Genomic DNA, 25,379 nt, shown 5'->3' on the forward strand with positions numbered 1-25,379 from the left:
GTTAGTGGTTAGTTGTTTTTTTGATAACTGTTAATTTCTGTATAAGCGTGTTTACTAATTTGTACGGATACGGCGGCCTTGCTACCCTGTTACCAACTAACTACTATCAACTATAGGAATCATAAATGATTTGTGAAACTTTTGAACTACTGTAGGGTGGGCAATGCCCACCACTTTTATCTATTGGTGGGCAATGCCTACCCTACTTGCTACTTGCTACTTCCGGAGAGTTTCTAGACAGAGTAAGTGCAAAATGATAAAAGTGGTGGGCTTTAGTCCTACCTACTTGCTACTACTTGCTACCCTACTATCAACTAACCGTTAAGCTTCGCTTATCGCAAAACACCAAAGTATAAAAGATTGGTCTAAACGAGTATAAAAATTTGAACATATTTTGTATATCGCATATTTACCAACTAACTGGCCGAAAACCATGTAAATGATAGTTGTCTAAGGTAGCTTGCTTACGACGCAAAGGCGGCATAGAATTATTAAAAAAGTTCATTTGAATTTTTGCCGAATATAAAGTTATTTTTTATGCATTATATTGCTATATTTAATCTTTAAAATTAATCGAGTAGTTCTTCTGTCTTAATCTGTCTTTATGTATGACTTTGATCCAAGCGTCTTCTCTCGTTCTTTGGATTTTTACGCTCTGTTTTAAACATAAGTAATAGTCTCTATTTTTCCATTAATTAAAAACTCCTTCTAATTGAAGAATTTTTAATATTAAAGAAAAACAGTATTTGGAAGGAAGCTTTGAACACAACATAAACTGGGTGAGAACCCCGATTTCTTTAAGAAGTCGGGGTTCTGGGAGTCAACCAATTAGTGTCAACAGTAAAAACCATGACTATATGTCAGTTTATAAATACAGTTAGATTTTATTTGTATTGAAAAATACACGTTGCTATTTATCTTTGTTAGCAATATTGCAGAGGTTTGATTTTATTTTTAGACGAGAATGCAAACATTAACAAATAATAAAGAATCCGGCAAAAAGAGAGTTGCGATCGCTAATAACTCTCCCTTGTCTGTCATGCATGATAACCCATTTTTATAGGCTTTGCTTTCTCTTCAATCAAATAAAAAGGATAGCTTCAGCCAAAACCTTGTAAAAGGAATTCCCAGAAGACAGGTAGGGAAAACAAAACTAGGAGCACCGAAAGAATGTTGTCCAAAAACAGTTATTTGCGGTTTGCCGTCAGTACCTTAATATTGCTGAGTTGTTTGGGGTTTGAAACAGCCACAGCGCAAACAAATAGAAGGATTAAAAACCAGTCACAGCCTTTTCAAACAGAGGTTGACACAAAGGTGATGAATCTCCTCTCACCTGAAGCACAAAAATATTTATCAGCAGAAGACAAATTAGAATCAGGAGAACTCATACAAGCCAAACATTACCACTGTCATAAAACTCGTTACCGAAGAGTTCGGCATTACAGAGGGCGTCATCACAGAAACTACCGTCGTTGTCCTTGTCCTGTCTACCATCACCGCCCCGTTCATTACCCTCGAAAAGTCTATCACTACCACTATCATCACTATAGAGTGCATCCACGTAAGGGCTATCGTCACGGAATTCCACGTCACGAGAATTTTTATCGGTATTGATTAGGGTTTAGGGGTTAGGGGTTAGGGGTTAGGGGTGAAAACAACTAACCATTGTACGGGCGCAAGGCTTTGCGCCCCTACTAACCACTAACCATTAACCAATTATTTAAAAAGAAAGCTACTGCAGCGCTACCTAAAGGAACTGTAACATTATCAATTCCAAACATTGAAAAAACTTCCAAGCCAGTTGCTACTAGGGCAACTACCAAAGAAACCAACCAAGTTTGCCAGATATTACCCTGTACGCTTAGTAAAATTGAACTGCTGAGCAAATAGCTAACAGCAGTCACTGTGAGAGATCCTTCCAAGCTTTTCTGTTTTCCAAAAACTGTGTATTTGTGCTTACCAAATCGCTGACCAACAAGTGCTGCTAGTCCATCACCCCATGTCATGACTAAAACTCCTAACACAGCATAGTGGGGCTGCTGTATTGACCAGAAGCAAGCTATGAGAATACCAATACTGGCAGAATAGAAAAAAGTTCCGAGACTTTTGCGTCCAACGCTATCAATACCGGGGAGAATGGGAAATCGGTAAGACAACAGCGTGGCTGTACTCGCTACAATCGAAGCGGTAATGCCTACACTGGCTGGAATACTTAACAACCAAGCAACTAAAATTATGTTTCCAGTGCCAATATGTACGATCTTTCTGACAACTTCAGGGTCTTTGTTATCAAGACGATTGACTTGCCACGCAATTCCGAGTATGAAGAATACCCAAATTGACGCAATGGCAATCTGTAAGTAAACAGGAGGTACGGATTCTAAACTAGGTAATGAATTTAGCAAAGATAAAACAAGATAAAAACTTTAACCTTCAATACCACTTTATTAGATTTCAGCGACAGAAATGAAATTATTACTAATTTTGCCGATTCGGTTTTACAGAATGTTTATTTCACCGATGTTTCCTCCATCCTGTCGCTTTCAGCCGACATGTTCAATGTATGCTCTTCAAGCCATTGAACGATTTGGAGTCTGGCGGGGTAGTTGGTTGGCAATGAAACGCATTTCACGCTGCCATCCATTTCATCCCGGCGGCTACGATCCCGTACCGGAAGACAGTGACCAGTAATCAGTGAGCAGTGACCAGTAACCAGTGACCAACGAGCGGTTACATATTAGGATGCAAATCTCTGAATTTATGGAAAAAAGAAATTGATTTATAATTTAAATTCTTAGTTTCAAGTATATACCGGTTTTCACTTGAATGAAGTACAGATTTATCCGCTACGGGCTGCTACAGGCTGCGGTTCCATTACTTTTGTACGTACTGTACCCAATTGAAAACCGCTATATTAGTTAACTGGTCACTGATTACTGGTCACCGGTCACTGTTAAAATGCGACCCTATCATAAAGTATTAATTATTGAGTGTGGCGAACCGTTGGTAGAGATTCCTTTGGAACAATTTGCTGTGGAATCTCCTCATCCTTATGAAAGGTTGGGTGCGCCTTATGGCGAAGTCTCACCTTATTTTCTCCGTAAAAGTGTTGTTGATAGCTTGATAGCTGCTCAGAACTATCTCCAGCAAATTCGTCCTAACTGGCAAATCCAAATTTTTGATGCCTACCGTCCAGTACAGGTACAGCAGTTTATGGTGAGTTATGCTTTTTCTCAAGCTTTGGAGATAAGAGGCTTAAGTGAGGCTGAATTGTCACAAAATCAGATGCAAGAGATTTGGGAGGAGGTTTATAAAATTTGGGCTGAACCCAGTTTGGATGAAAAAACACCTCCGCCTCACAGTACGGGTGCTGCTGTTGATGTTACATTGGTGGATGATAAGGGAAAAATTCTCGATATGGGTTCGCCTATTGATGAGATGTCAGAGCGATCGCATCCGTTATACTTTGCCAACGCCACTGACTTGCAAGAGCAACAGTACCACGCTCATAGACAACTTTTATGCCATGTTATGGAAAAAGCAGGATTCAAGCGTAATCCTAGAGAGTGGTGGCATTTCTCCATAGGCGATCAGATGTGGGCTTGGCTAAATAATGAAGCAAATCCCGACCAATCTTTTCATGCCCGTTACGGACGTTTAGCCTGAAATCCTTAACATTGACAAATGACTAAGAGCAACGGAACCTAACAATAAGGTTCAATGTTGGGTTTCGTTCCTCAACCCAACCTACGTAATATTATGATGTTAAGCATCTTGAGGATTCAGTTGAATTAGCTCTTCTGTAGTGTAAGCTCCTACTGGACTCCAAATTAGATATGGAACGAGGAGTAACGCAGCCAGTTTAGATATTGGGAAAACAGCGATTGTTAGCAACACACCCAGAATAGCGCCAATCGAGCCAATAATTTCTCCGATTCTTAAACTCCGCCATCTTAACATGAGTGGAATGTAAGAAATAGTAATGATTTCTAACAAGAGAAACAAACCCATAAAAATCCAGCTTCTCAAACTGCCTGGATTGTGCTGCCAAACAATATTGGCGGAAGCCGCACCGCAAACAAAAATAACAGTCCAAATAAGGGGAATAAGTGGTTCAAAGACTAACCAACGGGGGCGAGTTAACCGTGCAAACCACTTGACATCCCGAGGTGTTATGAAAAAACTCCCAACAGCAATTAAAAAAGTAACCGCCCCGATTACCATCCAAGATTGAATCATTGTTGTATACCTTATTTTGTCAAGCTACACAAGGTAATTGTGACAATTGAAGACATCATTTTAATCAGTCGTTAGTTGGAATACTATCTAATTTACGCATCTTTCGGATTGAGTTGTATCATTTTCCAAGTAGTATACGTACCAATGGGACTCCAAAGTAAGTAGGGAACAATAAGCAGTGCTGCCCAACCAGATATAGATAAAACTGCCATTGCTAATATAATTCCTACAATAAAACCTGTACCTCCAACGATGGTACCCGCTTTCAAACTGCGAAGTCGAAGCATGACTGGGTTATAAGCGACTGTAACAATTTCTAAAAGGAGGTATAAAGCCATAAACAACCAAGTTCCAGTTGTTCCTGGCTCTTTTTCCCAAATAATATAAGCAGACCAAGCACCACAAATAAATACTACAGTCCAGATAACTGGAATTGCTGCCTCAAAAGTAAGCCATCTTGGTCTTTGCAAACGCTTAAACCACTTGACATCGTTGGGAGTAATGATGTTAGAAGCTAATGCAACCAAGAATGCCACTCCGCCAATTACCATCCAGGATTTAATCATCCTTCACCCTTTGCGAGGCTCGCACATAAAATTTCTAAATCCAATTTTGTCAAGTTTTAGGCGAGTAACTCATCAATCTTGGGTTCTAAAATTCACCCATTCGGGTGAGAGTTAAACCAGTCCAGAACGTAAAGCCACAACGGCTGCTTGTACGCGGTCATCAACAGACAGTTTATTCATAATTCCGCGAACGTGAGTTTTTACTGTGTTGGGACTGAGATAGAGTTTTTCAGCAATTTCTGGATTGCTATATCCTTCTACCATTAGTTTCAACACCTCTAACTCGCGTTGAGATAAGTTGGCTGTATTTCCACTAGTAGTAGGTGGTTTAAGATTTTCAATTACTCGTCTGGCAATTTGAGGATCGAGGTAAGTTGCACCTTCAACAGCAGCTGCGATCGCACTTAACAATCGTTCCACACTTGCTCCCTTGATACAATATGCATCTGCACCACTCGACAAAGCAGCAACAATTTCTGTATCAGTTTTGTGAGACGTTAGCATAACCACATGAGTTTCTGGAAGTGCGGCTTTGATTTGCTGTGTTGCGGCAATTCCATCTAAACGTGGTAACCCAATATCCATCACTACCAAATCTGGTTTTAGTTTGAGTGCTGCTTGTACGCCCAAGTAACCATCTTCTGCCTGTCCAACAATTTCTAATTGGGGATGAGCAGAGAGTGATTGTTCGAGTCCGAGTTGCATCATGGGATCATCTTCCACAATGAGAACTCTTAAGGGAGAAGCATTAACTGCCAAATTTAAGGGAAAGGAACTTTCTAAAGACATATTTATGAATTATGAATTATAAATTATGAATTATGAATTGGGGATTATGAATTTTCTTTTCATCATTCAGCATTCATCATTCATAATTCTTTTTATTCTTCTACGCGATACCCCAGGTCTGCCAATCGCGTCCGAGATTGACGCCATTTCGGTTGTACTTTGACAAATAGCTCTAGGTAGACTTTACCTGCAATTAACTTTTGGATTTGCTCGCGAGCAGCGCTACCAATTGCTTTTAACATGGTTCCGCCTTTCCCAATGAGAATTCCTTTTTGAGAATCGCGTTCTACGTGTATGGTAGCAAACACGCGAGTAATCGTTGGAGTTTCTTCTACTTGGTCTATTGCGATCGCTACTGAATGAGGAACTTCTTCACGAGTTAACAGTAAAATTTGTTCTCTGATTAACTCTCCCATGATAAAACGTTCTGGTTGATCGGTTACTAAATCAGGTGGATAGTACATCGGACCTGGCTCTAACTTTTCACTGAGTAACCCTTGCAGTTCCGACAATCCGATACCTGTCTTAGCTGAGAATTTTACCGTTTGCCATTGAAGCGATTTAGCTAATTGAGTGTAACTCGCATCTATTTGTTGAAACTCTGCTGGTTGTTGGTCAATTTTGTTCAAACCCAATATTACTGGTGTTTGACTGCGATTCAGTAACTCGGAAATGTACAGGTCGCCTGTTCCACAAACTGACGATCCATCTACCACAAACAATACAATATCCACCGATTCAATTGCTATTTTGGCATTTTGCACCAAAACCTCCCCCAATTGATGATGAGGTTTATGAATTCCTGGTGTATCTACAAAGATTAACTGTGCTTCTGGTGTTGTTAAAATGCCTCTTAATCGATTCCGCGTGGTTTGTGCAACCGGAGATGTAATGGCTATTTTTTGTCCTACCAATTGATTCATTAGCGTAGATTTACCGACATTAGGACGACCAATAATGCCAATAAAACCAGACTTAAATCCAGGAGGAGCCTGTGGAATCATCATTTCTCCCGAATCAGAGAAGATGTTTAAATCGCTACTATTCACTCTTTGACCCCACCCTCATCTTGTACCTTAAAAATTCCTACACTGAGTTGCAAATTCCACAAGAACATAAAAAATCACCCTGGCACTTCTTGATAATTGCCTTACACCTTTGCTTAAAGTTTAACAATCATTGGTAGTCACTGGTCATTGGTCACTGGTCACTGGTCACTGGTCACTGGTCACTGGTCACTGATTACTAGTCACTCGTCACTGGTCACTGATTACTGGTCACTGAAATTAGACCTAGTACAAATTCGCCTTCATTAACGGCATGATTGGTTGAGGAATCGTAAATCAACCCATCTTGTTCGGCAAAGACATCAATGACAGTAGGTAATTTTCCTTCTTTATTAAATTGCAAAATTTGATACAACTTATCTCCAGCCTTTACTGAACTTCCTAATTCAACTTTTGATTGAATCATTCCACCTGTTGGAGCATAATATTTTTTGGCTTGACTTCTCGTGCTAAAACTCATCTCATGGGATGATGTACCTTGTGATAATTCTCCTTTGACAACAGTGTCAGAAGTTTGCAACACTCCTTTCCGTACCAAATAGTTTTTTATACCCATAACTCCTTTATCTACAGAATCAGGGTTCATCTGCATTCCTGTTCCTAGTTCTAGCGTCCAAGCTTCCACATCAAATTTAGTTTCTCTACCAAGTTCTTTGAAACATTTTTCGAGTGCTAACCAAGGTTTGATAAACGCCTCATCAAAAGCATTACCATCATATTCATCTAGTAAAACTCCTAGAGGAAGTAAAAAGTATTTTGCACTTTCTTCTCGCTCGCGGAAGTAATACACATAGTTTAATCCTTGAGTTGTGTGGCTGTGTAAGTCAATTAGATAATCAGCATCTATACTCAAAGATTGTAATTTGTAACGAAATTTTTCTGTATAGGGAACGCTACTATATGAGTTAATGTTTTCTAACAAACCTGTAAATTTCTGCTGAATAGCATCTAGATAATTCTTCCTCACAACTTCTAAGTTCAAATGGATTTGAGATTGGGCAAATTCCATTATATTGTTGGTAAACTTCTCATAATCCCAAAAAATACGGTTCCAATCTTTAGCTTCAGAAATAGAGTAACGACCTGAAGCAAAATAGTGCGATCGCTGATTCGTACTCATAGAATTACAAACAGGAACCAGCCAGATTTGTCCGGCGATCTCTGTATCGTTTACAGATAGCAAAAACTCAAGAAGCTGATGAATAACTGCATTACCAACAATTTCCGCCCCATGTAAATTAGATTGGATATAAACTTTTTTTCCAGGACGAGCGCCAATAAATTTATAAACTTGAAAGGAAAGCACATCACCTGAAGCCATGTGACGCTGTGGAATTGTTTCAATATGTGGAAGCATGACAGTGACCAGTAACCAGTGAACAGTGACCAATAACAACTAACAACTAACCACTAACCATTAACAAATGCAAAGAATTGCGATCGCACCATCCCAAATCCAACAAGGGCAAATTCTGCTTACACCCCAACAACAGCATTATCTGGGGCGGGTTTTGCGTTTGCGTACTGGAGAACGCTTTATTGCAATGGATGGAATGGGGCAATGGTGGGTGGCACAGTTGGAAGGAGATAACGCGCAAGTTATAGAACCCATGGTAGTGGATACCGAGTTAAGAGCAACTATAACACTGATACTTGCTTTGCCCAAAGGTAATGTATTTGACGATGTGGTACGCTGTTGTACTGAGTTAGGAGTTGCGATCGTTGCTCCAGTGATGAGCGATCGTACTCTACTTAAACCAAGCTCTCAGAAACTTGAAAGATGGCAGCGAATTGCACAAGAAGCTGCAGAACAATCCGAACGTTCTTTTGTCCCCACTATCTTAGAACCAGTCCCCTTCAGCACAGCTTTATCTTCTGCAAATGATTGGCAATACATTTGTGTTGCTCGTGGTAACTCTCCTCATTTACGAAACTGCTTGCAAAACAAAGAACAAATGACTAATGACAATGGACAAAGAACAATTGCTATTGCAGTAGGACCAGAGGGAGGATGGACGCAAAAAGAAGTAGAGCGTGCTGTTGAGGCAGGATTTCAACCTGTTTCGCTTGGACGTCGTATTCTCAGAGCAGTCACAGCCCCAATTGTTGCCTTGTCTATTGTGGCAGCTGAGTTAGAATCTGAAAAATTTGGGAACTATCAAAAATAATATGGGAGGGTGAGAACCCCCGTGATTTATCTGGGGGATAAATCCCCAATCCCCATTGCCCCTCAACAAGGAGGGGACCCCGAGTTCCCCAATCCCCAATCCCCAATCCCTACCCAATATGCTTGAGCAAATTGCTTCCGCCTTAGAGCGCCAAGATTATCCTACTGCTGCTAAATTACTTAAACAGTTGCTCAAAGAATCGCCAGATAATCCTTGGGTGCAGTTTTACTTGGGCAAGTTCTATGAATCCACAGGAAAGTATGCGGAGGCAGAAAAAGTATATCGCCGACTGCTACGAGATACAACGAACTCTAAGTTACTGACACAAGCACGTCAAGGTTTGCAACGTTTGGAAAATATTGCAAAAGAAGAACGACAGCAGGCAAAAGCAAAAGCAATAACTGATTCTAGTAGTACAGAATTAGGAGTCTTAGTTTTAGAACCAATTGACAATGAATTAAAAACTCAAGTAGCACAAAAGTTTGCTCAAATTATGCAGCTTGACGCTTACAATGCAAGATTGATGTTACCAAGTCGTGGTTGGCGGGTATACCGGATAGGAGCAGTGGGAGAGTTAAAATATTATGGCGAACAGCTACGCAATGCCAATATTCCTTGTTTTTGGACGAGTCTATCTCAAATTCAAAAAATTCAAGTTTTTCAAATCAATTATTTTCAAGAAGCCCCTTCAGGTATAACTGTTGTTTGTAAAAATGATTCCAATCAAATTGGTTCTATCAACTTTGAATGGTCAGAAGTTCGAGGACGAGTACAGGGACTCCTACCTATTTTTGAACAAGTCGTAGATAGAAATGTACGTGGTAAATTGGAACGCAAAACTCAAACTCAAGACTACTTTCAATTTTGCGATTTACACCTTCCTGGAAGAAACTCTATTTTACGATTGTATGATAACGGCTATGAATTTCAACAAGGAATAGAAATTGGCGTCGCGAAGCACAAGCCGTACCCGGCTTATCGCACTAGTCAAAGTACAATCAGAATGAATTGGAATAGCTTGTTAAGTTGGCTTGACCAAAAGCTTCCACAAGTCGAAATATGGTCTGAGTTTACACATTTTGCAGAAACAGCATTAGATAGAACTGATTTACTACATCAAATTCAATCTCACGTTCATTTATTTCGCCGAGAACCAACTGCTTGGGACTCTGCTTTTCATTTATATAGTAGTCTGGTTTTTTTACGTTATGCAAGAGGATGTTTCATAAGTGATAACTGAGGTATCCAAAACTCAAGGAGTAAATTTATGTAAAAATACTGAAATTAAGGATTCACAAGAAATAAATTAACCCATATTATTGGTATTGTGGGACAGGCGTCCCCGCCCGTCCTATGTGAGTGGCTAGCGGAGCTTGCGTCATGTTTCCTCCACGGGCTAAAGCCACGTGGTTTCCACACTTCCCAGGAGGTTTTATGAATACTGATTGGGGATGGTTCAAAAGGTTGGGAATTGTATATTGTGGCGTGTTGCACTGCAAGCCCTACGACACCACTGCTTAGTATCAGTGTTCCCATTGGTTTACAATATGGGACGAATCCTCAACCCATCAGTCATCAATCCCAGGCTCGCACTATATTCGGTGAATCTGTTGGTTTACAGGTGCAAGAAGGTAAAACTTTAGCGCTTGTGGGTGGTGATGTCCGCTTAAATGGTGGAATTTTAACGGCTTCGGGTGGTCAAGTGGAACTAGGGGGATTGGCAGAACCTGGAATGGTAGGATTGAGTCTAGATGGAGATGGTTTAAGTTTAAGCTTCTTCTGTGGAACTGACTGGAACATCAGTGCGCCCTACTGGCAACGATATATTGGGTCCAAGTCTATTAACGAGTGCTGTCAGTAAAACTTCTACTGGAATCGGTGGCAATGTTGACATCACCACCGACTTTCTGTCTGTGGATAATAATGCTCAAATCACTGCTAGTACTGCTGGGCAAAGAAATGCAGGTAAAATTAACATCCAAGCAACACAGAAGGTGTCATTAACTAATAACGGTCAAATTAGAAGTACTGTAGAACCAACAGCAACAGGTGATGGTAACCAAATCGGTATCCAAGGGCGATCGCTTTCTATGACCAACGGTGCTCGAATCACTACCCAAACTCAGGGACGGGGAAAAGCTGGCAATATATTCCTTGATATTAAAGAAGATATTACACTTTCTGGTAAGAATACTGGAATATTTGCCAGCACGAGTGATTCGCTTGTTGAGCAAAACATTGGTGTCGTCAAGACAGAAGATGGAGAGGCAGGTCAGCTACTTGATACTGCTCAAAATTTGACGCTCCAACCAGGTACTTTTGTTACTAGTATTTCTGGGGAAGTCAACAATAACAATGATGTTGACTTGTACAAAATTTTCTTATCAGGAGGGCAAACTTTCTCAGCAACCACCGTTGAGGGAGCTACTTTTGACACGCAGTTGTTTCTCTTTGATGTCACTGGTAGGGGAGTTTATGCTAACGATGACAATCCCAGCATTAGGCAATCTACTTTACCAGAAGCAAATACCCTCACCCCAACTCAGCCCGGTTTCTACTACTTAGGAATTTCTAGCTATAACAACGACCCGCAAAGTGGGATGGGCAGGATATTTGATACGAGTGACTTTACAGTAGCTCCTATAAAACCGGGAGGAGACTTGCCTTTAAGTAGCTGGAATAATGCTGGTAATAGCAGTGGAAATTATACTATCTCTCTCAGAGGAACTGCTGTAGCTATTCCTCAATCAGTATTACAAGCTAGTGGAGATGGGGGTAATATTACTATCAAGGCTCGGTCAGTATTTGCTACTAATAGTGCGCGAGTAGCTGCTAGTACTTTTGGTCAAGGTAATGCAGGAGATACCAGTATTAATACGCAGAATACCATTTTTTTAGATGGAGAGGGTACTGATGTATCTGCTAACACAGCGCCCAACTTAATCAGTAAAGCAGGAGACTTAACGATTAACACGAACACATTGCAACTTCAGAATCAAGCAAGTCTCACGGTGAGTAGTCCTCAAGGACAAGCAGGCAATTTAACGGTCAATGCTAAGACTGTTCTCCTTAACCAAGCAAGCCTAACTGCAGAAACTGGAATTACTGGCGATGAAGAAGGCGCTAATATCACGTTAAAGGATTTGAATTTATTGTTAATGCAGAACAACAGCCGCATTTCTGCTCGTGCAAGCAGTACTGCCAAAGGAGGAAATATTACAATTGATGCGGCTAAGGGTTTTGCGATCGCAACACCACTAGAAGACAATGACATTATTGCCAGTGCTTCTCGCGGTCAGGGAGGTAATATTACAATCGACGCTCAACGAATCTTTGGTCTAGCACAACGTAGAGCAATTCTTGGAAACAAAACTAACGACATTGACGCTAGCTCTGAATTTAGCAACCCAGGTACGGTAACTCTCAATACACTGTATCTCGATTGATTACCTATGGGCGTAGGTAGGGCTAAAGCCCACCATTATCACGTTGTAGGGCATAGCCCCACCTACAAAATTCGGGAATTTTAGAGCCCAAAGGGAGCAAGTAAAGCTACCGGATCGAGATGATGAGAGATGACTACCATAAAAAAACCCAGTTTCTCTAGGGAAGCTGGGTTTTAGTAAGTTTTTTTATTTAATTACTTGGCTGGTTTCACCTGACGTGCCATATCTAAGAAAGAATTCATGTTCGCACCAGGACGCCGACGACCATTGCTACTGTTAGGTATGAGATATTTTGGTGCAAAAGTTGTTTCAGCTGGTTGCTCTTGTATAATTTTTTTTGCAGCTTCAGCTTTTGCTGGTTGAACGGGTTCTGGTCTTACACCATTAGAAGTTTGTACTAACTCTATCTTAACTTGTGCCTCCGTAGGTGATGTAGCACTCTTTGTTCCATTCTGTGTTGCTTCCGCTTTTGCTGCAACAGGTTTAGTAGCTTTCTTATCTTTCGCTGCTGCGGTTGCTTCCGCTTTTGCTGCAACAGGTTGAGCAGCTTTCTTATCTTTCGCTGCTGCGGTTGCTTCCGCTTTTGCTGCAACAGGTTGAGCAGCAGCTTGCTTTTCTTTCGCTGCTGCGGTTTCTACCTCTTTCTCCGTGCTTGATACAACCGATTGCGCTGCTTCCACAGTCTTCGATGCTGCTTCCACAGTCTTCGATGCCGCTTCCTTAGTCTTCGATGCTACTGTTTGCGCTACTTCCTTAGTTTTTGATGCGGCTTTTTTGGCTGCATCTTGTGCTACCTCAGCTGCTTCATCCAACTCCAGATAGTAGCCGCTTTTTTTACCGCCAAACAGCCCGATGAAAAAATTCAAAATTCCGGCAATTAAATTTTTGATAAAACCGAACATTACAATTTCTCCTGCCTTTTATACCTGGTCTCTGACCGTAATCCTTAAAAAATCACGGAATATTGTTACGTTTTATCAAGACATACCCCACTAGCTCAGTCACCTGTATAACCATCTCGATCGCAGCCTCTGTAGGCTTATTTCTCAATCAGGTTGTTGTCACAGGACAGGGTTAATGCTCATAAGCTGATGCTTTCAGGCACTCGTAACCTGTATACAGTCAGACTTCATTATTAAATTTTACTGTAACTATAGGCAAGATTTCGAGAGACAGCTTAACAAAAGTTAATATTTCTTGGGGATTGGGGATTGGCGACTGGCGATTGGGGATTGGCGACTGGCGATTGGGATTGGTCACTGGTAGAGAGTGTCATACTATGTGTGTCAAGTGGCGATTGTTGTTGATTAAATTAGAAAAAATATACAGTAATCGTGTTTGATTTATGAAATATAAGTAGGGTGGGCAATGCCCACCAAAAATCTTGTTGGTGGGCATTGCCCACCCTACTACGTATATTTCAAAACTTAAGTAGGATTCCTATATACATACAGAATATTGCTAATGATTAATGTAAAAGAACAGAAAAACCCCGTAGTACTGGTACATGGCATTTTTGATACCGGGCGAGTTTTCGATAGGATGATTCCTTACTTGAAACAGAGGGATTTTACATTGTACGATTTGGATTTAGTACCAAATACTGGTCGAATTGGTCTTGATGATTTGGCAAAGCAGGTTGCTCAGTATATTGAAGCCACTTTTGACCCAGAACAACCTATAGATTTGGTAGGTTTCAGTATGGGGGGTATTGTCAGTCGTTATTATATTCAGAAATTGGGTGGTATAAATCGCGTACAACGATTCATCACTATCTCCTCTCCACATCACGGTACGTGGATAGCTTTTTGCAGTCCGGGTGCAGGTTGTCTCCAAATGCGTCCTGATAGCCCTTTTCTCCAGGATTTAAACCAGAATGTTGCAATGTTGAAACAGCTGGATTTTACATCTATATGGACGCCCTACGATTTGATGATTGTCCCTGCCAATAGTTCGCAAATGCCCGTGGGTCGAAATGTAATTGTTCCTGTTTTAACTCATGCTTGGATGCTGACGGATATCAGAAGCTTGGCATCCGTTGCAGAAGCGTTGGCTACTCCACTTCAAGGCGATCGCCAATTTGTGTATACTCAGCACCCCCAAAAATCGCTTCAGAATAACGGTAGTATTTAAATTCCATCAAGTTATAAAAAGGATCTTCTAGAAAGAAGGTGCTGTGTTCTAAAGGAGAACCGACAAAACGATGTTTGGGTTCTTCTCGAAAAAGAAGTTGTTGTTTTTGTGCTCTTACTAGTAAAGCTTCCCAATCTTCTAATGTAGTAAAAATTATTCCGAAATGCCTGGGGTATATACTGTGTTGTGTGACTAATGATTCTTTAGTAACATGAGCAACCAGTTGATGCTCGTAGAGCTTAAGAATCAAAGCATGGCGATTTTCTCGACCGGGAATACAACCCAAACCGTCTACATAGTAGGCTTTAGCTTGAGTAATATTTGTGACAGGAAATGCAAGATGAAATAAAGTTTGATTCATAATTTCACTTTTGCTGGCATTTTCACGTAATTTTATTGTATTCATAATTTTTTGTCTTTGTTTCTAATGTGACTTAACAACCAAATGTTTTCTTAAGTATCATGTCTTTGCTTATATATAATTTCATACAATAACTCTGGTAAAATACTGCTTTAGAGTGTATACCTGAGTAAGAAAAAGTACAAAATTTCAATCCAATAACTGCTTCCGTTGAGGAACAGAAACGGTGAATTGCGACTTATTTTTATACTCAGGTTCTTCATCTGCTTTCAATATCAAAGTTTACTTGGCCAATAATTCTGATTTAAAGGCGGCTGGATTTACTGACCAACAGGCTTACACGCACTTCCTTGTTTACGGGCTTAACGAAGGACGTCAGGGTAGTGATTATGCCGGAAATACTTTGGAAAAGGCTCGTAATATATCTGTTGGAGGGCAAGAAACAAGTTTCACTGACTGGGTAGGAAACGCTGATACCAACGACTTTTACAAATTGAATTTAGTTGGTGTCAATAACTTAACGATCGCATTGAATACCTTTTCAGATATCAACATGAAATTGATTCGAGATACCAATAATAATGGTGCGAGCGATCTTGAAGAGACAATCGCTAGTTCAACAAGTACAAGTGTATCTTCAAAAGAACTTAAGCTAAATAGTCTGGCAAGTGGTATTTACTTCTTGCAAGTGTACTCAGGAGCCGATGCAAATGGTCACTATGATGTGAAGTTTGTTGCTACACCTACACCTCCTAGTGGCTCACATATTCAAGGTACTAAATGGAATGATGCCAATGGAAATGGTATTATAAAACTTCGTTCATAATGTCATCAAATCTAGTCATTTATCATTATTTATTGGGCGCAGCGAGTTGTGCTATCCAAGCTCGAACAATATCTGAGGCGGATACACCCCTTTTTGCTGCTTCTTGCTGTAGCTGTTTTAATTCATATTCCGTTACTCTAATGACTAGCCTTTTATCTCTCATGTGTATTACCATATGGATATACGTACAAGATAGCAAGGAGGTGAAAGTTGTGCAACTAGTAGAGCAACGAATTATCAAGATTGGGCATCCAGCATGGGAACAAATAGATGCAATGTCATTTGCTGCTAAAAACCTATGGAATGCAGCACAATACACAATTCGGCAATCATTTATTTACGGACATGGAGTGCCATCCTACAACCAAATGGATAAATTAATGCAGCCTACAGACCAATATAAATCGTTGCCAGCTAAAGTGGCACAACAAGTACTTAAATTATTGGACAAATCTTGGAAATCTTATTTCGAGGCAATAGCGGTATTTCGTCTAGAGCCATCTAAATTTACGGGAAAACCCAAAATCCCTGGTTACAAGAAAAAAGATGGTAGATCTGTGTTGATATTCACAGACCAATCTACCTCAAAAAAGGTTTTCAAAAAAACGGGACAAATTAAACTGACAGATATCGATTACAATTTTGATACTCAGATTCAAGACATTGAACAAGCGTTCTACTGTCAATCACGCATAGTCCCCAAACTAGATCGTTACGTTTTAGAAATAGTGTATTATGTGCCAGATGTAGAATTAAACGACAAAGCCGAAAAAATTGCAGCGCTCGATATGGGGATAGACAACTTAATGGCTGTAACATCAAATGTGTCTGGATTTAAACCAGTTCTCATTAACGGCAGACCATTAAAGAGTATCAACAAATTTTTCAACAAAAAACGCGCTCAACTCCGTTCCCGAAGTGGACTAAAAACATCAAAACGGTTGAGAGCATTTACCACAGCTCGCAACCTGAAAGTAAAAAATTACCTGCATCGTGCTAGCACCCATGTCATCGATTTATTGGTAGCTCACAAAATTACTAAACTGGTGATAGGTCACAATCGAGATTGGAAGCGCAATTGCAATATTGGCAGAGCTAATAATCAAGCCTTTATCCAAATTCCGCACGGTCAATTAATTGATATGTTTACCTACAAAGGAGCAAGAGTGGGGATTGAGGTAATTGTTCGAGAGGAGAGCTATACTAGCCGTGCGTCGTTCTTAGATGGTGATTTTATTCCCACTTATGGTAGTAAACCAGTAAATTGGCAACCATCGGGTAAACGCATTCCGAAGCGGTTTGTACAGATCCAGATCGGGTAGATTAATTAATGCTGACATTAACGCTAGTTTAAATATCCTAATTAAAGAATTCCCCAATTCCTTTGGGACAGGGGATAGGGAGGTCTTAGTTGACCCAATTCGGGTAAATTTAGGTGGTTTTAAAGCTCCAAGCTTGACGCCATTCTAAATGCCTTAAAGGTTCCGCGAACGAAGTAGCAGTTATCTATTATAGAAAGCTACGTCTGACTATATTTGACTAGACGGAACTAAACTATTAAAGAAGTTGGAGAACAGGGGTTAGCCGGTTGGACAATTTACTTAGATACAAATAATAACGGTCAACTCGATTTGGACGAGATATCAACTACAACTGGGTTAGATGGTAAGTACAGCTTTACTAACTTGACACCTGGTACATACACTGTTTCTACTAAAACTCAACCTAACTGGCGAGAGACATTTCCTTTAACTGGAGGACAAGGGAGTGGTACTTTAATTGCGATCGCCGACCGTAGAGACCTAATTTTTGACCAAAAGCGTAACCGACTCTATATGACAACAAGTGACGGAGATGTAGAGCGTTACGATATTGCCACAGGTACATTGCTCGCGCCTTTTGACGTTGGAAACTCTTTATACGGTGGTGATATTACACCAGATGGCAATTATTTGTATATTGCTGAAGGTCAAAAAGGTGCTACACAAGCCTTTATTCGTAAGGTGAATCTGAACGATGGTACCGTTTCAAATCTGACTTTCAATTTAAGCTATGACGATCTACCCAGGGATGTTGCATTTGGTATGAATGGCATAGGCATGATTAAATCTTTCGGTCAGTGGGGACCAATGCGCCAATTGAATTTAAGCAATGATACAATTGTTGCCCGCAATGATACTGGTGGGTCAGTCTACGGAGGCGCACAAATTGTTCGAAGTGCAGATCGCTCGCTATTTTTTATGACAGAAGATGGGATATCAAGCGGTGATATTTTTACCTATGATGCTACTACCGATAAATTCTCTCAAGAACGACGTACCGATGCATATCTTGGTAAAAACTTGTCTGCTGTGAATCGCAATGGTTCGCTCATTGCACTGGAATGGGGTACTGGTGTTTCTATTATGGATCGCAACCTGAATGCTGTTGAGAACTTGAACAATATTGATGCTGGGATTGTATTCGATTCTACGAAAGACATTCTGTACGGTGCTAACTCTTCTACAGATGAAATAGTTGCTTTTGATACAAACAATTGGAAAGAATTATATCGTTTCAAGATAGGTGAAAACATTGCTTCAGACTATTACGGTCATACTTCTGCACCTTATGGTACTGGCATGATGTCAATGAGCGATAATGGGCAACTTCTCTTTATGTCCACACCTTCTGGCGTGCGAATGTTTCAGTTAGAACGTCCTGGTAGTTACACAGTTCAACTAAACTCCAGTCAGGTCGTAAATAACATCAACTTTGGTGCTAAAGCATTGCCTGCTGAGGGAAAAACTTAAACTCCGTATTACTACTAATAAGTCTTTTCGTGTATGCAACTAAAATCAGCACATTTACTATTCTCATTCTTCATCAAAACCAAATAAACAAGTAACATAAAATACAAACAAATTGGCTTCTATCCCTGTGTTGTTAAATTAATAACACTCAAACATAGACCAGAAGCCAATTTGTTTATGTTACGGGGAGGCAATGTATGGCTGTTAACTTATTCGATGCCAATTACTATAGATCTGCCAATACAGATCTAGCAGCAGCAGGTATTACGACAAACGAGCAATTACTTTCACACTTTCAAAACTATGGTCTTAACGAAGGGCGAGCGTTTTCACCTCTAGTTAATCTCAACTTCTATCGTGCTAGCAACGGCGATTTAGCTAGCATGAATAACCAACAAGCATATAACCATTTGAGCAATTATGGTGTTGCTGAAGGACGGCGCTTTTCCTTATTTGTAGATTTGGGGTTTTACAAGCAAGCAAATGGGGACTTAACAGCACTTAACTTCAACAACGAGCAACTGTTTGACCATTTGAGCAATTATGGGGTTGCTGAAGGACGGAACTTTTCTCCATTCGTTGATTTAAATTTTTATAAGCAAGTCAATGGTGACCTAGCAGCAGCTGGTTTCAACAACAAGCAACTTCTGGATCACTTACAATCTTATGGTTTAAATGAAGGACGCCTATTTAATCCTGCTTTTGATGTCACCTACTACCGTGAGGTCAATGCTGACTTAAAAGCAATCAATTTCAATAACAGCCAACTGCTAGACCACTTTCAATCTTTTGGTTTGACTGAGGGGCGGATTTCATCATCTGCTTTTAATGTCAAAGTTTACTTAGGCAATAATGCCGATTTGGTTGCTGCTGGTTTTGGTAATCAACAGGCTTACAGGCATTTCCTTATGTTTGGTAAGAATGAGGGGCGTCCTGGTAGCGACTATGCTGGGAATTCTCTAGATTCTGCTCGTATCTTTCCTCAAAGCACGAGTGCGATCGCCTATACTGACTTTGTTGGTCTTGGTGACACTAAAGACTACTATCGCGTTTCTTTTGATGGTCTTACTAATGCTAGCCTTAAACTTGATGGCTTAACCGACAACGCCGATGCTAAAATACTGGACTCTACAGGTAAGGTCATTGCGAGTTCGTTAAATACAGGCGCGACAGCAGAAACAATTAATGGCACGCTAGAAGCTGGCACATACTACATAGAAGTTTCTTCTGACGGTGCCAATACCAACTACAATCTGACTCTATCTACAGAAAATCCTTTAAGTAAAGCTATCTCCCTTGGGGAACTCAATGGTACTAATTCCCTAGAAAAAACTTCTACACTTAAAGTCTCAGCTAATGACTTTTACCGTTTTAGTGTTAAGACAGAAAGTACGGTCAATGCATTACTTGATGGTTTGAATGGAGATGCCAATCTACAAGTTATTTGGGATGTAAATAAAAATGGTCTGGTTGATAAAAGCGATGCGATTTTCTCATCAGCACAATCAGATATGACATCAGAGCAACTTAAGGGCTTCTTACCTGCTGGAGATAACTACTATGTTCGGGTAATATCAAACGCTGCTACCCCTGTAAATTACAAAGTCACTCTGTCTACTGTTAACCAAGCCTCAACAATGTATAATTACTACACTGGTTCTGGAACAGCAGACAAAGGTGGGCTATTCTTCGATAGCAGTGTTGGTGGGGGTACTCAAACGGCTGTTGACAATACCTCTAAGTTAGTCTCCACCACTTATGGTGTTGCTGGTTATAGTAAGTACGATAGCGGAGCTGTTAAGCTCGATCGCAATAAGGGTTATAAACTTAAGTTCCAAGTTAAGCTCAATACTGAAAGCCACTTTGGCGATAACAACGGTGACAAGCTAGACGATAATGCTGGTTTTAATGTGACTGTTACAAGTAGTGATGGCAAAGGCATTGAACTCGGTTTCTGGAGTAATGAAATCTGGGCAAAGAGTTATGACAGTGCTTCTGGTAGTTTGACTCATGATAGTAGCGAAAAAGCTACCAAAAATACCACTGCCATGACAAACTACGAACTGTCAGTGTCGGGAGATAATTACCAACTGTTTGCTGAGGGTTCTTATGTCCTCAGTGGTAAGCTGCGAGATTATTCGGGAATTAGTGAAAAATACGGTTTGTCAGACTACTTCTTCTTGGGTGACAACAGCAGTTCTGCAAAGGCTGATGTCAACATAGGGGCTATTTCTTTAATGACACTAGATACGGCAACTATGGCAGCTTAAGTTGGCTCAGATACCTAGTTGTTATTTTACACCACCCTAACTCTCTCCTTTCTAAGGGGAGGGAACTAGAAATCTAGTAGTAGGGTGGGCACTGCCCACAATTAGCTGTTGGTGGGCAGTGCCCACCCTACGCCCATAGGTAATCATAAGCGTGCGAAGGGAGTAGTTTCCCCCCTTTCATGCGTGGCGACTAAGGGGGGTAAAAACTACACATTAGCCTGTTGTCTTTGATACAAAGACCAATACAAACCCTTCTGTTGTAAGAGTTCGGAGTGAGTACCCCGTTCGGCGATTACGCCCTTTTCTAACACCAAAATAAGATCGGCTCGCTTGAGAGGCGCAAAACGGTGAGCAATTAAAAACACAGTACGGTTAGCAGAAACTGCTTGGAGATTTTGTAGTACCTGCTGTTCCGTTTCGCTGTCTAAAGCGCTTGTTGCTTCATCCAAAATTAAAATAGGTGCTTGTGAGAGGAACAACCGCGCTAAAGCAATGCGTTGTCGCTGTCCTCCAGATAAAGCCGTACCTCTTTCTCCGACATTAGTATCATAACCGTGAGGCATTTCACTCACAAAATCATGAGCAGATGCTAACCGTGCTGCTTCTACAACTTGTTCTGCTGTGATATCTGGATTGCCTAATGTGATGTTCTCTAAGATAGAACCGTTGAATAAAAAGTCTTCTTGGAGAACAACACCAATTTGTTGGCGGAGTGATGCTAAATCGGCACTTTTTATATCAAAACCATCTATCAATATCCGCCCTGATTCATTTTGATACAGACGTTGCAAAAGTTTAGAAAGAGTACTTTTCCCAGAACCACTGCGTCCAACAATACCAACAAATTGACCTGGTTGTACGTCAAAGGAAATTCCCCTGAGAACGGGTTCAGTATTTTGTCGGTAACGGAAGAAAACGCGATCGAAGACAACTTGCCCTTTGAGGGATGGCAAAACTAACCCCGTTCCTGGTTCTGCTTCTGGCGCTACGTTAAGAATATCGCCAATCCTGTCTACAGAAAGTAGAACTTGTTGTAAACTTTGCCATAACTGTACTAAACGTAGCAGTGGTGCTGTGACTCTACCGGAAAGCATTTGGAAAGCAACTAGTTGACCGATTGTTAGCTTTTGGTCAATAACTAACCTAGCTCCAAACCAAAGAATGAGTAAGCTGGAAAAATTAGTGAGGAAATCACCGATATTGCTACTGATATTAGAGGTGGTAGAAGCTTTGAAACCTGTACGGATGAAGCGAGCAAATAAACCTTCCCATCGAACTCTTGCTGTTGGTTCTGCAGCATGGGCTTTGACGGAGTGAATTCCTGTTATTGTTTCAACTAGAAATGACTGACTATCAGCGCTGCGATTAAAAGTTTCGTTTAACCAATTGCGAAGAATGGGCGTAGCTATCAGTGTCAATGTAGCAAATAAGGGTAGAACTGCTAACGCCACAAATGTCAGTGGAATGTTGTAGTAAAACATCAACGCCAGGTAAACCACGGCAAAGATGCTATCTAATACTACTGTCAGTGCTGTACCCGTAAGAAACTGACGGATTTGTTCCAATTCTTGAACTCTGGCTACAGTATCTCCTACTCGTCGCGACTCAAAATAAGCTAGAGGCAATCGCATCAAGTGGCGGAAGAGTTGTGCGGATAAGCTTAAATCTAAGCGACGGGCTGTATGGGTAAAGATAAATAACCGCAAAATTCCCAAAACTGCCTCGAACACCGCGACTAACAGGAGTGCAATTGCCATCACATCTAAGGTTGGCAAACTCTCCTGCACCATAACCTTATCAATCACAACTTGGGTGATGAGCGGAGTTGTTAAGCCCAAAAGCTGCAATGTAAAAGATGCTAGCAGCACCTCTCCCAACAATTTTCGGTACTTCCAGACTGCGGGTGTAAACCAGTTCAGGTTAAACTTTTCTTGTTTTTGGATCGGTTCTACTTGCCACAACTGCCCATCCCAAGTTTCTTCAACAACTGTTCTGAGCAAAGTTTCACAAGTTTGTTCGGGATTGAGGGGATTGGCGACAATCATGCGATCGCCTTTCACTGCATATGCCACAATCCAATGCGGAGAGGAAGACGCATCAGAACTCCATAGCAGTAAAGCAGGGAATGATAACTGCCGCAACTCAACCCAATTGACTTGTAACTTTCGCAACACAAAACCTAACTTTTCTGCTGCTTCCACAAGATTTTTTGGTCGCTGTCCCCGTAACTGACGCTGTACCCATTCTAATTGCACGGGATTTTCTAGCTGTTGAGCTACCATGGTTAAACAAGCAGCAGCCGTATTTCCACTGCTAACAAAGGGATAATTAGCTACAGGAGGGGCAGACTCAGTGAGTAGGGGTCTTGAAAATCCCTCCGAACATAGGGGGGAACTGGAGGAGATAATTTGTTCTTTCCCTCCCTCTCCCTTTCTCCCCCTCTCCCTCTCTTCTTCCACTCCTTGCCAAAACTCCTCTATTTGCGGTGTAGAAACTTCTGCCCAAATAGTTGTATTCCAACGTACTACAACCACTTCTTTACTAGCAGCGACAGCTTTACAATCAAAAGAGAATTTTTGAAGGCTACCAAACCAGTTGTCCGAATGTAGGGTTGCTATGGGCTGGTTGACTCCTTCAGACCGCAAACGCACTTTACCCGAAACAATCAGAAACTGAAAATCTCCTATGTCTGGCGACCAGATTTTTTCTCCTAAGTTGTAACGAAGAGTTTCTGATACTTCTTGCAGTCGGCTTTTTTGTTCGGGAGTTAACCAGCACAGTGGTGGTTGATTCCAAGGTATAGAAGCTAGCACGTTATTTTGCGAGGATTCGTTACCTATTAATTTCAATTCACTTGAAGTTTTACCGTTAATTTTTGGATTTTCTCTGCTAGCCATTTCTCAAATAACTCATTTTGTAGTGCTTGTTTTAGTTGAGTATCTTCTAACGACGCTGGCAGAAATTGTTCCAAACGAAACAATCCATAGCGTTGTTCTAGTTCTATTGGACCGACCACTTGTCCGGGGCTAGCTATGTCAATGACTGCCCTAAGTATATCTGGCATTGTGCCTCGACTCACTGGTCCCATCATCCCGTTTACAATCCGGTCATCTGCAAGAGAATATTCTTTAGCCAGTTGTTCAAAGCTTGCACCTTCTTCAATCTGTATTTGTAATTCTTCCGCTAATTCCCGATTGTCAACAATAATTCGAGATACAACAACTCTATCTAGAAAAATTTTTCGCTCAATAAAATATTCTTGTAGCTTGGGTTCAATGATAACTGCTTTCAGTTTTTCTACTTTAAAGCCAAAAGCCACTGAGGCGTGAAAATTCTCATAATTCGTACCATTGTTCGTCAGCCACTCTTGAAAAGTTTGGGGGTCAGTTAGCTGGTTTTTGAGCCGAAAATCAACGATCGCCTGTTCTGTTAAAGCCGGACTAATTGTCACATCCTCTCGCTTCTCAAGTTCTTGCTCGATCGCATATTGTCTGAGAACATCTCCTATAAACTGTCCCAATTTTCCAGAAGCTTGTAAATATCTTACTGCTTGTCCGATAGAAATTGGTTTGTCATCTACACTTAAAAACGATCCAGACTCCATAAATTTAATGAGTAGAAAAAACTACATAATAAAATATACAACTCATGCTAGTACAAAGGCAGATGGCAGCTATGCGTAGCAGATCTTCTATAACTTTTTCGTCTGTTACTAATTTTTGCTGAAGTTTAGTTAACAGCTTGGCAAAAATAGCATACGGCAATTTTAAGCAGCCGAAAGTTCGAGCCGCAACTAAACTTCAAAAATAACAGGCGAACAGTTTAAATTATATTCAGAAAAAATTAAGCGACAACACTTGACCAGAAAAGAGCCAAGAAAATTGCGGCGATCGCACCTATCAATGTGTTAATAATATTCACCAATTCATTAGTTAACCAGTTAAATCGGGGTTGTAATGTTGCGCCGATCGCACTTTCTAAATTGGTGGCTATGAACGCTGCTAGCACGCACCACAGTATACCTAACAAATCTATCAAACCGACTCCCCAACCAAGGAGCGCGAGTGCTAGCGACGCAACTGCACCCGCTAAAGTTCCCTCTATGCTAACAGCTCCTTCCGTTCCTCGCGGTACGGATCGGAATGTAGTAATAAGAAAAGTGCTCTTACCGTAAGCTTTACCGACCTCGCTTGCACAAGTGTCGGACAGTTTGGTACTGAAACTTGCTATGTATCCCAGCAAAAGGAGGGGGAGAGGGGGGGAGGGGGAGAAGGGGGGAAGGGGGGAAAAAATACCAGAATTTATGAGACCTACGCCGATAGCGCATAATGCCCCAGTGAGGGCTGAACCCCAAACGTTTTCTGGACCTCTAGCACCAGAACGCTTTTCTGCTATACCTTCTGCTTCCTTTTGTGCCATACCGACACGGGTTACAAAAGAACCAACAAGAAAATAGAACATAACTATTACATATCCCTGCCAACCTAGTGTTCCCCAAATGAGAGTCCCAAGTAACCATGCGTGGAAATATCCTGTCGGTGTCAGTAGCTTTTTAGGCGAAATCCAAGCCAAGCCAAGCAAAAAGGTGTTGAGAGCGACACCCACTAACCAAGGATTTACATAATTTAGTAAAGAAATCATTAAGGTTTGACGTTTTCATGTATTTTTGCTGAAGTACCAATTAGGATATCTGATTTGGTGCAGTGTGGGTTGTTTGCTGCA

24 protein-coding genes are annotated in these 25,379 nt (G+C 40.9%); 12 read left to right on the plus strand and 12 right to left on the minus strand.

The genetic code is table 11. The annotated features are described in order from the left end of the window. Positions 1 to 1,170 precede the first annotated feature (1,170 nt). On the plus strand, positions 1,171 to 1,614 hold the full coding sequence (locus ACKTT2_RS24955; protein ID WP_407891567.1) for a hypothetical protein: 444 nt from the start codon (positions 1,171 to 1,173) through the stop codon (positions 1,612 to 1,614). 80 nt (positions 1,615 to 1,694) lie between these two features. Here the strand turns inward: ACKTT2_RS24955 and ACKTT2_RS24960 are convergent, their stop codons facing one another. Next, positions 1,695 to 2,405 (minus strand): diacylglycerol/polyprenol kinase family protein, encoded by a 711-nt coding sequence (locus tag ACKTT2_RS24960; RefSeq protein ID WP_407891569.1) that lies wholly within the window; start codon positions 2,403 to 2,405, stop codon positions 1,695 to 1,697. A gap of 61 nt (positions 2,406 to 2,466) precedes the next feature. Between ACKTT2_RS24960 and yidD the strand changes: the two genes are divergently transcribed. Together yidD and ACKTT2_RS24970 are read left to right on the plus strand one after the other, a co-directional pair. Beyond that, positions 2,467 to 2,691: a membrane protein insertion efficiency factor YidD gene (gene yidD / locus ACKTT2_RS24965; protein WP_407891571.1), complete on the plus strand. Its 225-nt coding sequence runs from the start codon at positions 2,467 to 2,469 to the stop codon at positions 2,689 to 2,691. Between the two features lie 267 nt (positions 2,692 to 2,958). Continuing rightward, on the plus strand, positions 2,959 to 3,666 hold the full coding sequence (locus ACKTT2_RS24970; protein ID WP_407891573.1) for a M15 family metallopeptidase: 708 nt from the start codon (positions 2,959 to 2,961) through the stop codon (positions 3,664 to 3,666). Between the two features lie 99 nt (positions 3,667 to 3,765). On the opposite strand, the gene ACKTT2_RS24975 is transcribed toward ACKTT2_RS24970, so the two are convergent. The 5 genes from ACKTT2_RS24975 to ACKTT2_RS24995 all read right to left on the minus strand — a co-directional run bounded on the left by ACKTT2_RS24975 (position 3,766) and on the right by ACKTT2_RS24995 (position 8,018). Further along, positions 3,766 to 4,239, minus strand: coding sequence for a TspO/MBR family protein (locus tag ACKTT2_RS24975; protein WP_407891575.1), 474 nt, complete (start codon positions 4,237 to 4,239; stop codon positions 3,766 to 3,768). Positions 4,240 to 4,331: 92 nt separating this feature from the next. After that, a complete protein-coding gene (locus ACKTT2_RS24980; protein ID WP_407891577.1) occupies positions 4,332 to 4,805 on the minus strand; it encodes a TspO/MBR family protein in 474 nt (157 codons plus the stop codon). A gap of 111 nt (positions 4,806 to 4,916) precedes the next feature. Then, complete coding sequence (locus tag ACKTT2_RS24985; protein WP_407891579.1) at positions 4,917 to 5,594, minus strand: response regulator; 678 nt, start codon at positions 5,592 to 5,594, stop codon at positions 4,917 to 4,919. A 92-nt stretch (positions 5,595 to 5,686) separates the two neighbouring features. Then, positions 5,687 to 6,598 carry a GTPase Era gene (era, locus tag ACKTT2_RS24990; RefSeq protein WP_407891670.1) on the minus strand — a complete coding sequence of 304 codons (912 nt, stop codon included), beginning with the start codon at positions 6,596 to 6,598 and terminating at the stop codon, positions 5,687 to 5,689. Positions 6,599 to 6,857: 259 nt separating this feature from the next. After that, positions 6,858 to 8,018 (minus strand): succinylglutamate desuccinylase/aspartoacylase family protein, encoded by a 1,161-nt coding sequence (locus tag ACKTT2_RS24995; RefSeq protein ID WP_407891582.1) that lies wholly within the window; start codon positions 8,016 to 8,018, stop codon positions 6,858 to 6,860. A 67-nt stretch (positions 8,019 to 8,085) separates the two neighbouring features. On the opposite strand from ACKTT2_RS24995, the gene ACKTT2_RS25000 reads away from it, so the two are divergent. From ACKTT2_RS25000 to ACKTT2_RS25015, 4 genes are all read left to right on the plus strand, one after another. Beyond that, positions 8,086 to 8,829 carry a 16S rRNA (uracil(1498)-N(3))-methyltransferase gene (locus tag ACKTT2_RS25000; protein ID WP_407891584.1) on the plus strand — a complete coding sequence of 248 codons (744 nt, stop codon included), beginning with the start codon at positions 8,086 to 8,088 and terminating at the stop codon, positions 8,827 to 8,829. Between the two features lie 118 nt (positions 8,830 to 8,947). After that, a complete protein-coding gene (locus tag ACKTT2_RS25005) occupies positions 8,948 to 10,069 on the plus strand; it encodes a tetratricopeptide repeat protein (protein WP_407891586.1) in 1,122 nt (373 codons plus the stop codon). A 240-nt stretch (positions 10,070 to 10,309) separates the two neighbouring features. Continuing rightward, complete coding sequence (locus ACKTT2_RS25010) at positions 10,310 to 10,690, plus strand: two-partner secretion domain-containing protein (RefSeq protein ID WP_407891588.1); 381 nt, start codon at positions 10,310 to 10,312, stop codon at positions 10,688 to 10,690. Then, a complete protein-coding gene (locus ACKTT2_RS25015) occupies positions 10,656 to 12,275 on the plus strand; it encodes a pre-peptidase C-terminal domain-containing protein (RefSeq protein WP_407891590.1) in 1,620 nt (539 codons plus the stop codon). The genes ACKTT2_RS25010 and ACKTT2_RS25015 overlap by 35 nt, the downstream gene beginning before the upstream one ends. Before the next feature lie 194 nt (positions 12,276 to 12,469). On the opposite strand, the gene ACKTT2_RS25020 is transcribed toward ACKTT2_RS25015, so the two are convergent. Continuing rightward, positions 12,470 to 13,177: a hypothetical protein gene (locus ACKTT2_RS25020; RefSeq protein ID WP_407891592.1), complete on the minus strand. Its 708-nt coding sequence runs from the start codon at positions 13,175 to 13,177 to the stop codon at positions 12,470 to 12,472. A 562-nt stretch (positions 13,178 to 13,739) separates the two neighbouring features. Between ACKTT2_RS25020 and ACKTT2_RS25025 the strand changes: the two genes are divergently transcribed. After that, positions 13,740 to 14,408 (plus strand): esterase/lipase family protein, encoded by a 669-nt coding sequence (locus ACKTT2_RS25025; RefSeq protein WP_407891594.1) that lies wholly within the window; start codon positions 13,740 to 13,742, stop codon positions 14,406 to 14,408. Here the strand turns inward: ACKTT2_RS25025 and ACKTT2_RS25030 are convergent. Continuing rightward, positions 14,329 to 14,769: a VOC family protein gene (locus tag ACKTT2_RS25030; RefSeq protein ID WP_407891672.1), complete on the minus strand. Its 441-nt coding sequence runs from the start codon at positions 14,767 to 14,769 to the stop codon at positions 14,329 to 14,331. The two genes, ACKTT2_RS25025 and ACKTT2_RS25030, sit on opposite strands and share 80 nt — an antisense overlap. Before the next feature lie 226 nt (positions 14,770 to 14,995). On the opposite strand from ACKTT2_RS25030, the gene ACKTT2_RS25035 reads away from it, so the two are divergent. After that, positions 14,996 to 15,595, plus strand: coding sequence for a hypothetical protein (locus ACKTT2_RS25035; protein ID WP_407891596.1), 600 nt, complete (start codon positions 14,996 to 14,998; stop codon positions 15,593 to 15,595). A 25-nt stretch (positions 15,596 to 15,620) separates the two neighbouring features. Here the strand turns inward: ACKTT2_RS25035 and ACKTT2_RS25040 are convergent, their stop codons facing one another. Further along, positions 15,621 to 15,758 carry a ribbon-helix-helix protein, CopG family gene (locus ACKTT2_RS25040; protein ID WP_407891598.1) on the minus strand — a complete coding sequence of 46 codons (138 nt, stop codon included), beginning with the start codon at positions 15,756 to 15,758 and terminating at the stop codon, positions 15,621 to 15,623. Between the two features lie 49 nt (positions 15,759 to 15,807). Here ACKTT2_RS25040 and ACKTT2_RS25045 point away from each other — a divergent pair, with 49 nt between their 5' ends. The 3 genes from ACKTT2_RS25045 (at position 15,808) to ACKTT2_RS25055 (ending at position 20,657) form a co-directional block, all read left to right on the plus strand. Next, the gene (locus ACKTT2_RS25045; RefSeq protein WP_407891600.1) at positions 15,808 to 16,917 is read left to right on the plus strand and encodes an RNA-guided endonuclease InsQ/TnpB family protein; all 1,110 of its coding nucleotides are present in this window, start codon (positions 15,808 to 15,810) and stop codon (positions 16,915 to 16,917) included. Positions 16,918 to 17,151: 234 nt separating this feature from the next. After that, complete coding sequence (locus ACKTT2_RS25050) at positions 17,152 to 18,387, plus strand: SdrD B-like domain-containing protein (protein WP_407891674.1); 1,236 nt, start codon at positions 17,152 to 17,154, stop codon at positions 18,385 to 18,387. A 197-nt stretch (positions 18,388 to 18,584) separates the two neighbouring features. Further along, positions 18,585 to 20,657: a choice-of-anchor Y domain-containing protein gene (locus ACKTT2_RS25055; protein WP_407891602.1), complete on the plus strand. Its 2,073-nt coding sequence runs from the start codon at positions 18,585 to 18,587 to the stop codon at positions 20,655 to 20,657. 206 nt (positions 20,658 to 20,863) lie between these two features. On the opposite strand, the gene ACKTT2_RS25060 is transcribed toward ACKTT2_RS25055, so the two are convergent. From ACKTT2_RS25060 to ACKTT2_RS25070, 3 genes are all read right to left on the minus strand, one after another. After that, a complete protein-coding gene (locus ACKTT2_RS25060) occupies positions 20,864 to 23,554 on the minus strand; it encodes a peptidase domain-containing ABC transporter (RefSeq protein ID WP_407891605.1) in 2,691 nt (896 codons plus the stop codon). Continuing rightward, positions 23,503 to 24,261 carry a peptidylprolyl isomerase gene (locus ACKTT2_RS25065; protein ID WP_407891607.1) on the minus strand — a complete coding sequence of 253 codons (759 nt, stop codon included), beginning with the start codon at positions 24,259 to 24,261 and terminating at the stop codon, positions 23,503 to 23,505. The genes ACKTT2_RS25060 and ACKTT2_RS25065 overlap by 52 nt, the downstream gene beginning before the upstream one ends. Positions 24,262 to 24,500: 239 nt before the next feature. After that, positions 24,501 to 25,298, minus strand: a complete 798-nt coding sequence (locus ACKTT2_RS25070) for a TIGR00297 family protein (RefSeq protein WP_407891609.1) — start codon at positions 25,296 to 25,298, stop codon at positions 24,501 to 24,503. Positions 25,299 to 25,379 lie beyond the last annotated feature (81 nt).

Source organism: Scytonema hankhaensis NUACC26 (assembly GCF_045865695.1).
Lineage (GTDB): Bacteria > Cyanobacteriota > Cyanobacteriia > Cyanobacteriales > Nostocaceae > Scytonema.

Excerpts from the sequence above, each read along its gene's own strand:
- ACKTT2_RS24980 (WP_407891577.1), bottom strand. The coding sequence starts at position 4,805 with ATGATTAAATCCTGGATGGTAATTGGCGGAGTGGCATTCTTGGTTGCA.
- ACKTT2_RS24955 (WP_407891567.1), top strand. The coding sequence starts at position 1,171 with ATGTTGTCCAAAAACAGTTATTTGCGGTTTGCCGTCAGTACCTTAATA.
- ACKTT2_RS25055 (WP_407891602.1), top strand. The coding sequence starts at position 18,585 with ATGGCTGTTAACTTATTCGATGCCAATTACTATAGATCTGCCAATACA.
- ACKTT2_RS25025 (WP_407891594.1), top strand. The coding sequence starts at position 13,740 with ATGATTAATGTAAAAGAACAGAAAAACCCCGTAGTACTGGTACATGGC.
- ACKTT2_RS25030 (WP_407891672.1), bottom strand. The coding sequence starts at position 14,769 with ATGAATCAAACTTTATTTCATCTTGCATTTCCTGTCACAAATATTACT.
- ACKTT2_RS25070 (WP_407891609.1), bottom strand. The coding sequence starts at position 25,298 with ATGATTTCTTTACTAAATTATGTAAATCCTTGGTTAGTGGGTGTCGCT.
- ACKTT2_RS25005 (WP_407891586.1), top strand. The coding sequence starts at position 8,948 with ATGCTTGAGCAAATTGCTTCCGCCTTAGAGCGCCAAGATTATCCTACT.
- ACKTT2_RS24970 (WP_407891573.1), top strand. The coding sequence starts at position 2,959 with ATGCGACCCTATCATAAAGTATTAATTATTGAGTGTGGCGAACCGTTG.
- ACKTT2_RS24985 (WP_407891579.1), bottom strand. The coding sequence starts at position 5,594 with ATGTCTTTAGAAAGTTCCTTTCCCTTAAATTTGGCAGTTAATGCTTCT.
- ACKTT2_RS25060 (WP_407891605.1), bottom strand. The coding sequence starts at position 23,554 with ATGGCTAGCAGAGAAAATCCAAAAATTAACGGTAAAACTTCAAGTGAA.
- yidD (WP_407891571.1), top strand. The coding sequence starts at position 2,467 with ATGAAATTATTACTAATTTTGCCGATTCGGTTTTACAGAATGTTTATT.
- era (WP_407891670.1), bottom strand. The coding sequence starts at position 6,598 with ATGATTCCACAGGCTCCTCCTGGATTTAAGTCTGGTTTTATTGGCATT.
- ACKTT2_RS25065 (WP_407891607.1), bottom strand. The coding sequence starts at position 24,261 with ATGGAGTCTGGATCGTTTTTAAGTGTAGATGACAAACCAATTTCTATC.
- ACKTT2_RS25020 (WP_407891592.1), bottom strand. The coding sequence starts at position 13,177 with ATGTTCGGTTTTATCAAAAATTTAATTGCCGGAATTTTGAATTTTTTC.
- ACKTT2_RS25040 (WP_407891598.1), bottom strand. The coding sequence starts at position 15,758 with ATGAGAGATAAAAGGCTAGTCATTAGAGTAACGGAATATGAATTAAAA.
- ACKTT2_RS25000 (WP_407891584.1), top strand. The coding sequence starts at position 8,086 with ATGCAAAGAATTGCGATCGCACCATCCCAAATCCAACAAGGGCAAATT.
- ACKTT2_RS24975 (WP_407891575.1), bottom strand. The coding sequence starts at position 4,239 with ATGATTCAATCTTGGATGGTAATCGGGGCGGTTACTTTTTTAATTGCT.
- ACKTT2_RS24995 (WP_407891582.1), bottom strand. The coding sequence starts at position 8,018 with ATGCTTCCACATATTGAAACAATTCCACAGCGTCACATGGCTTCAGGT.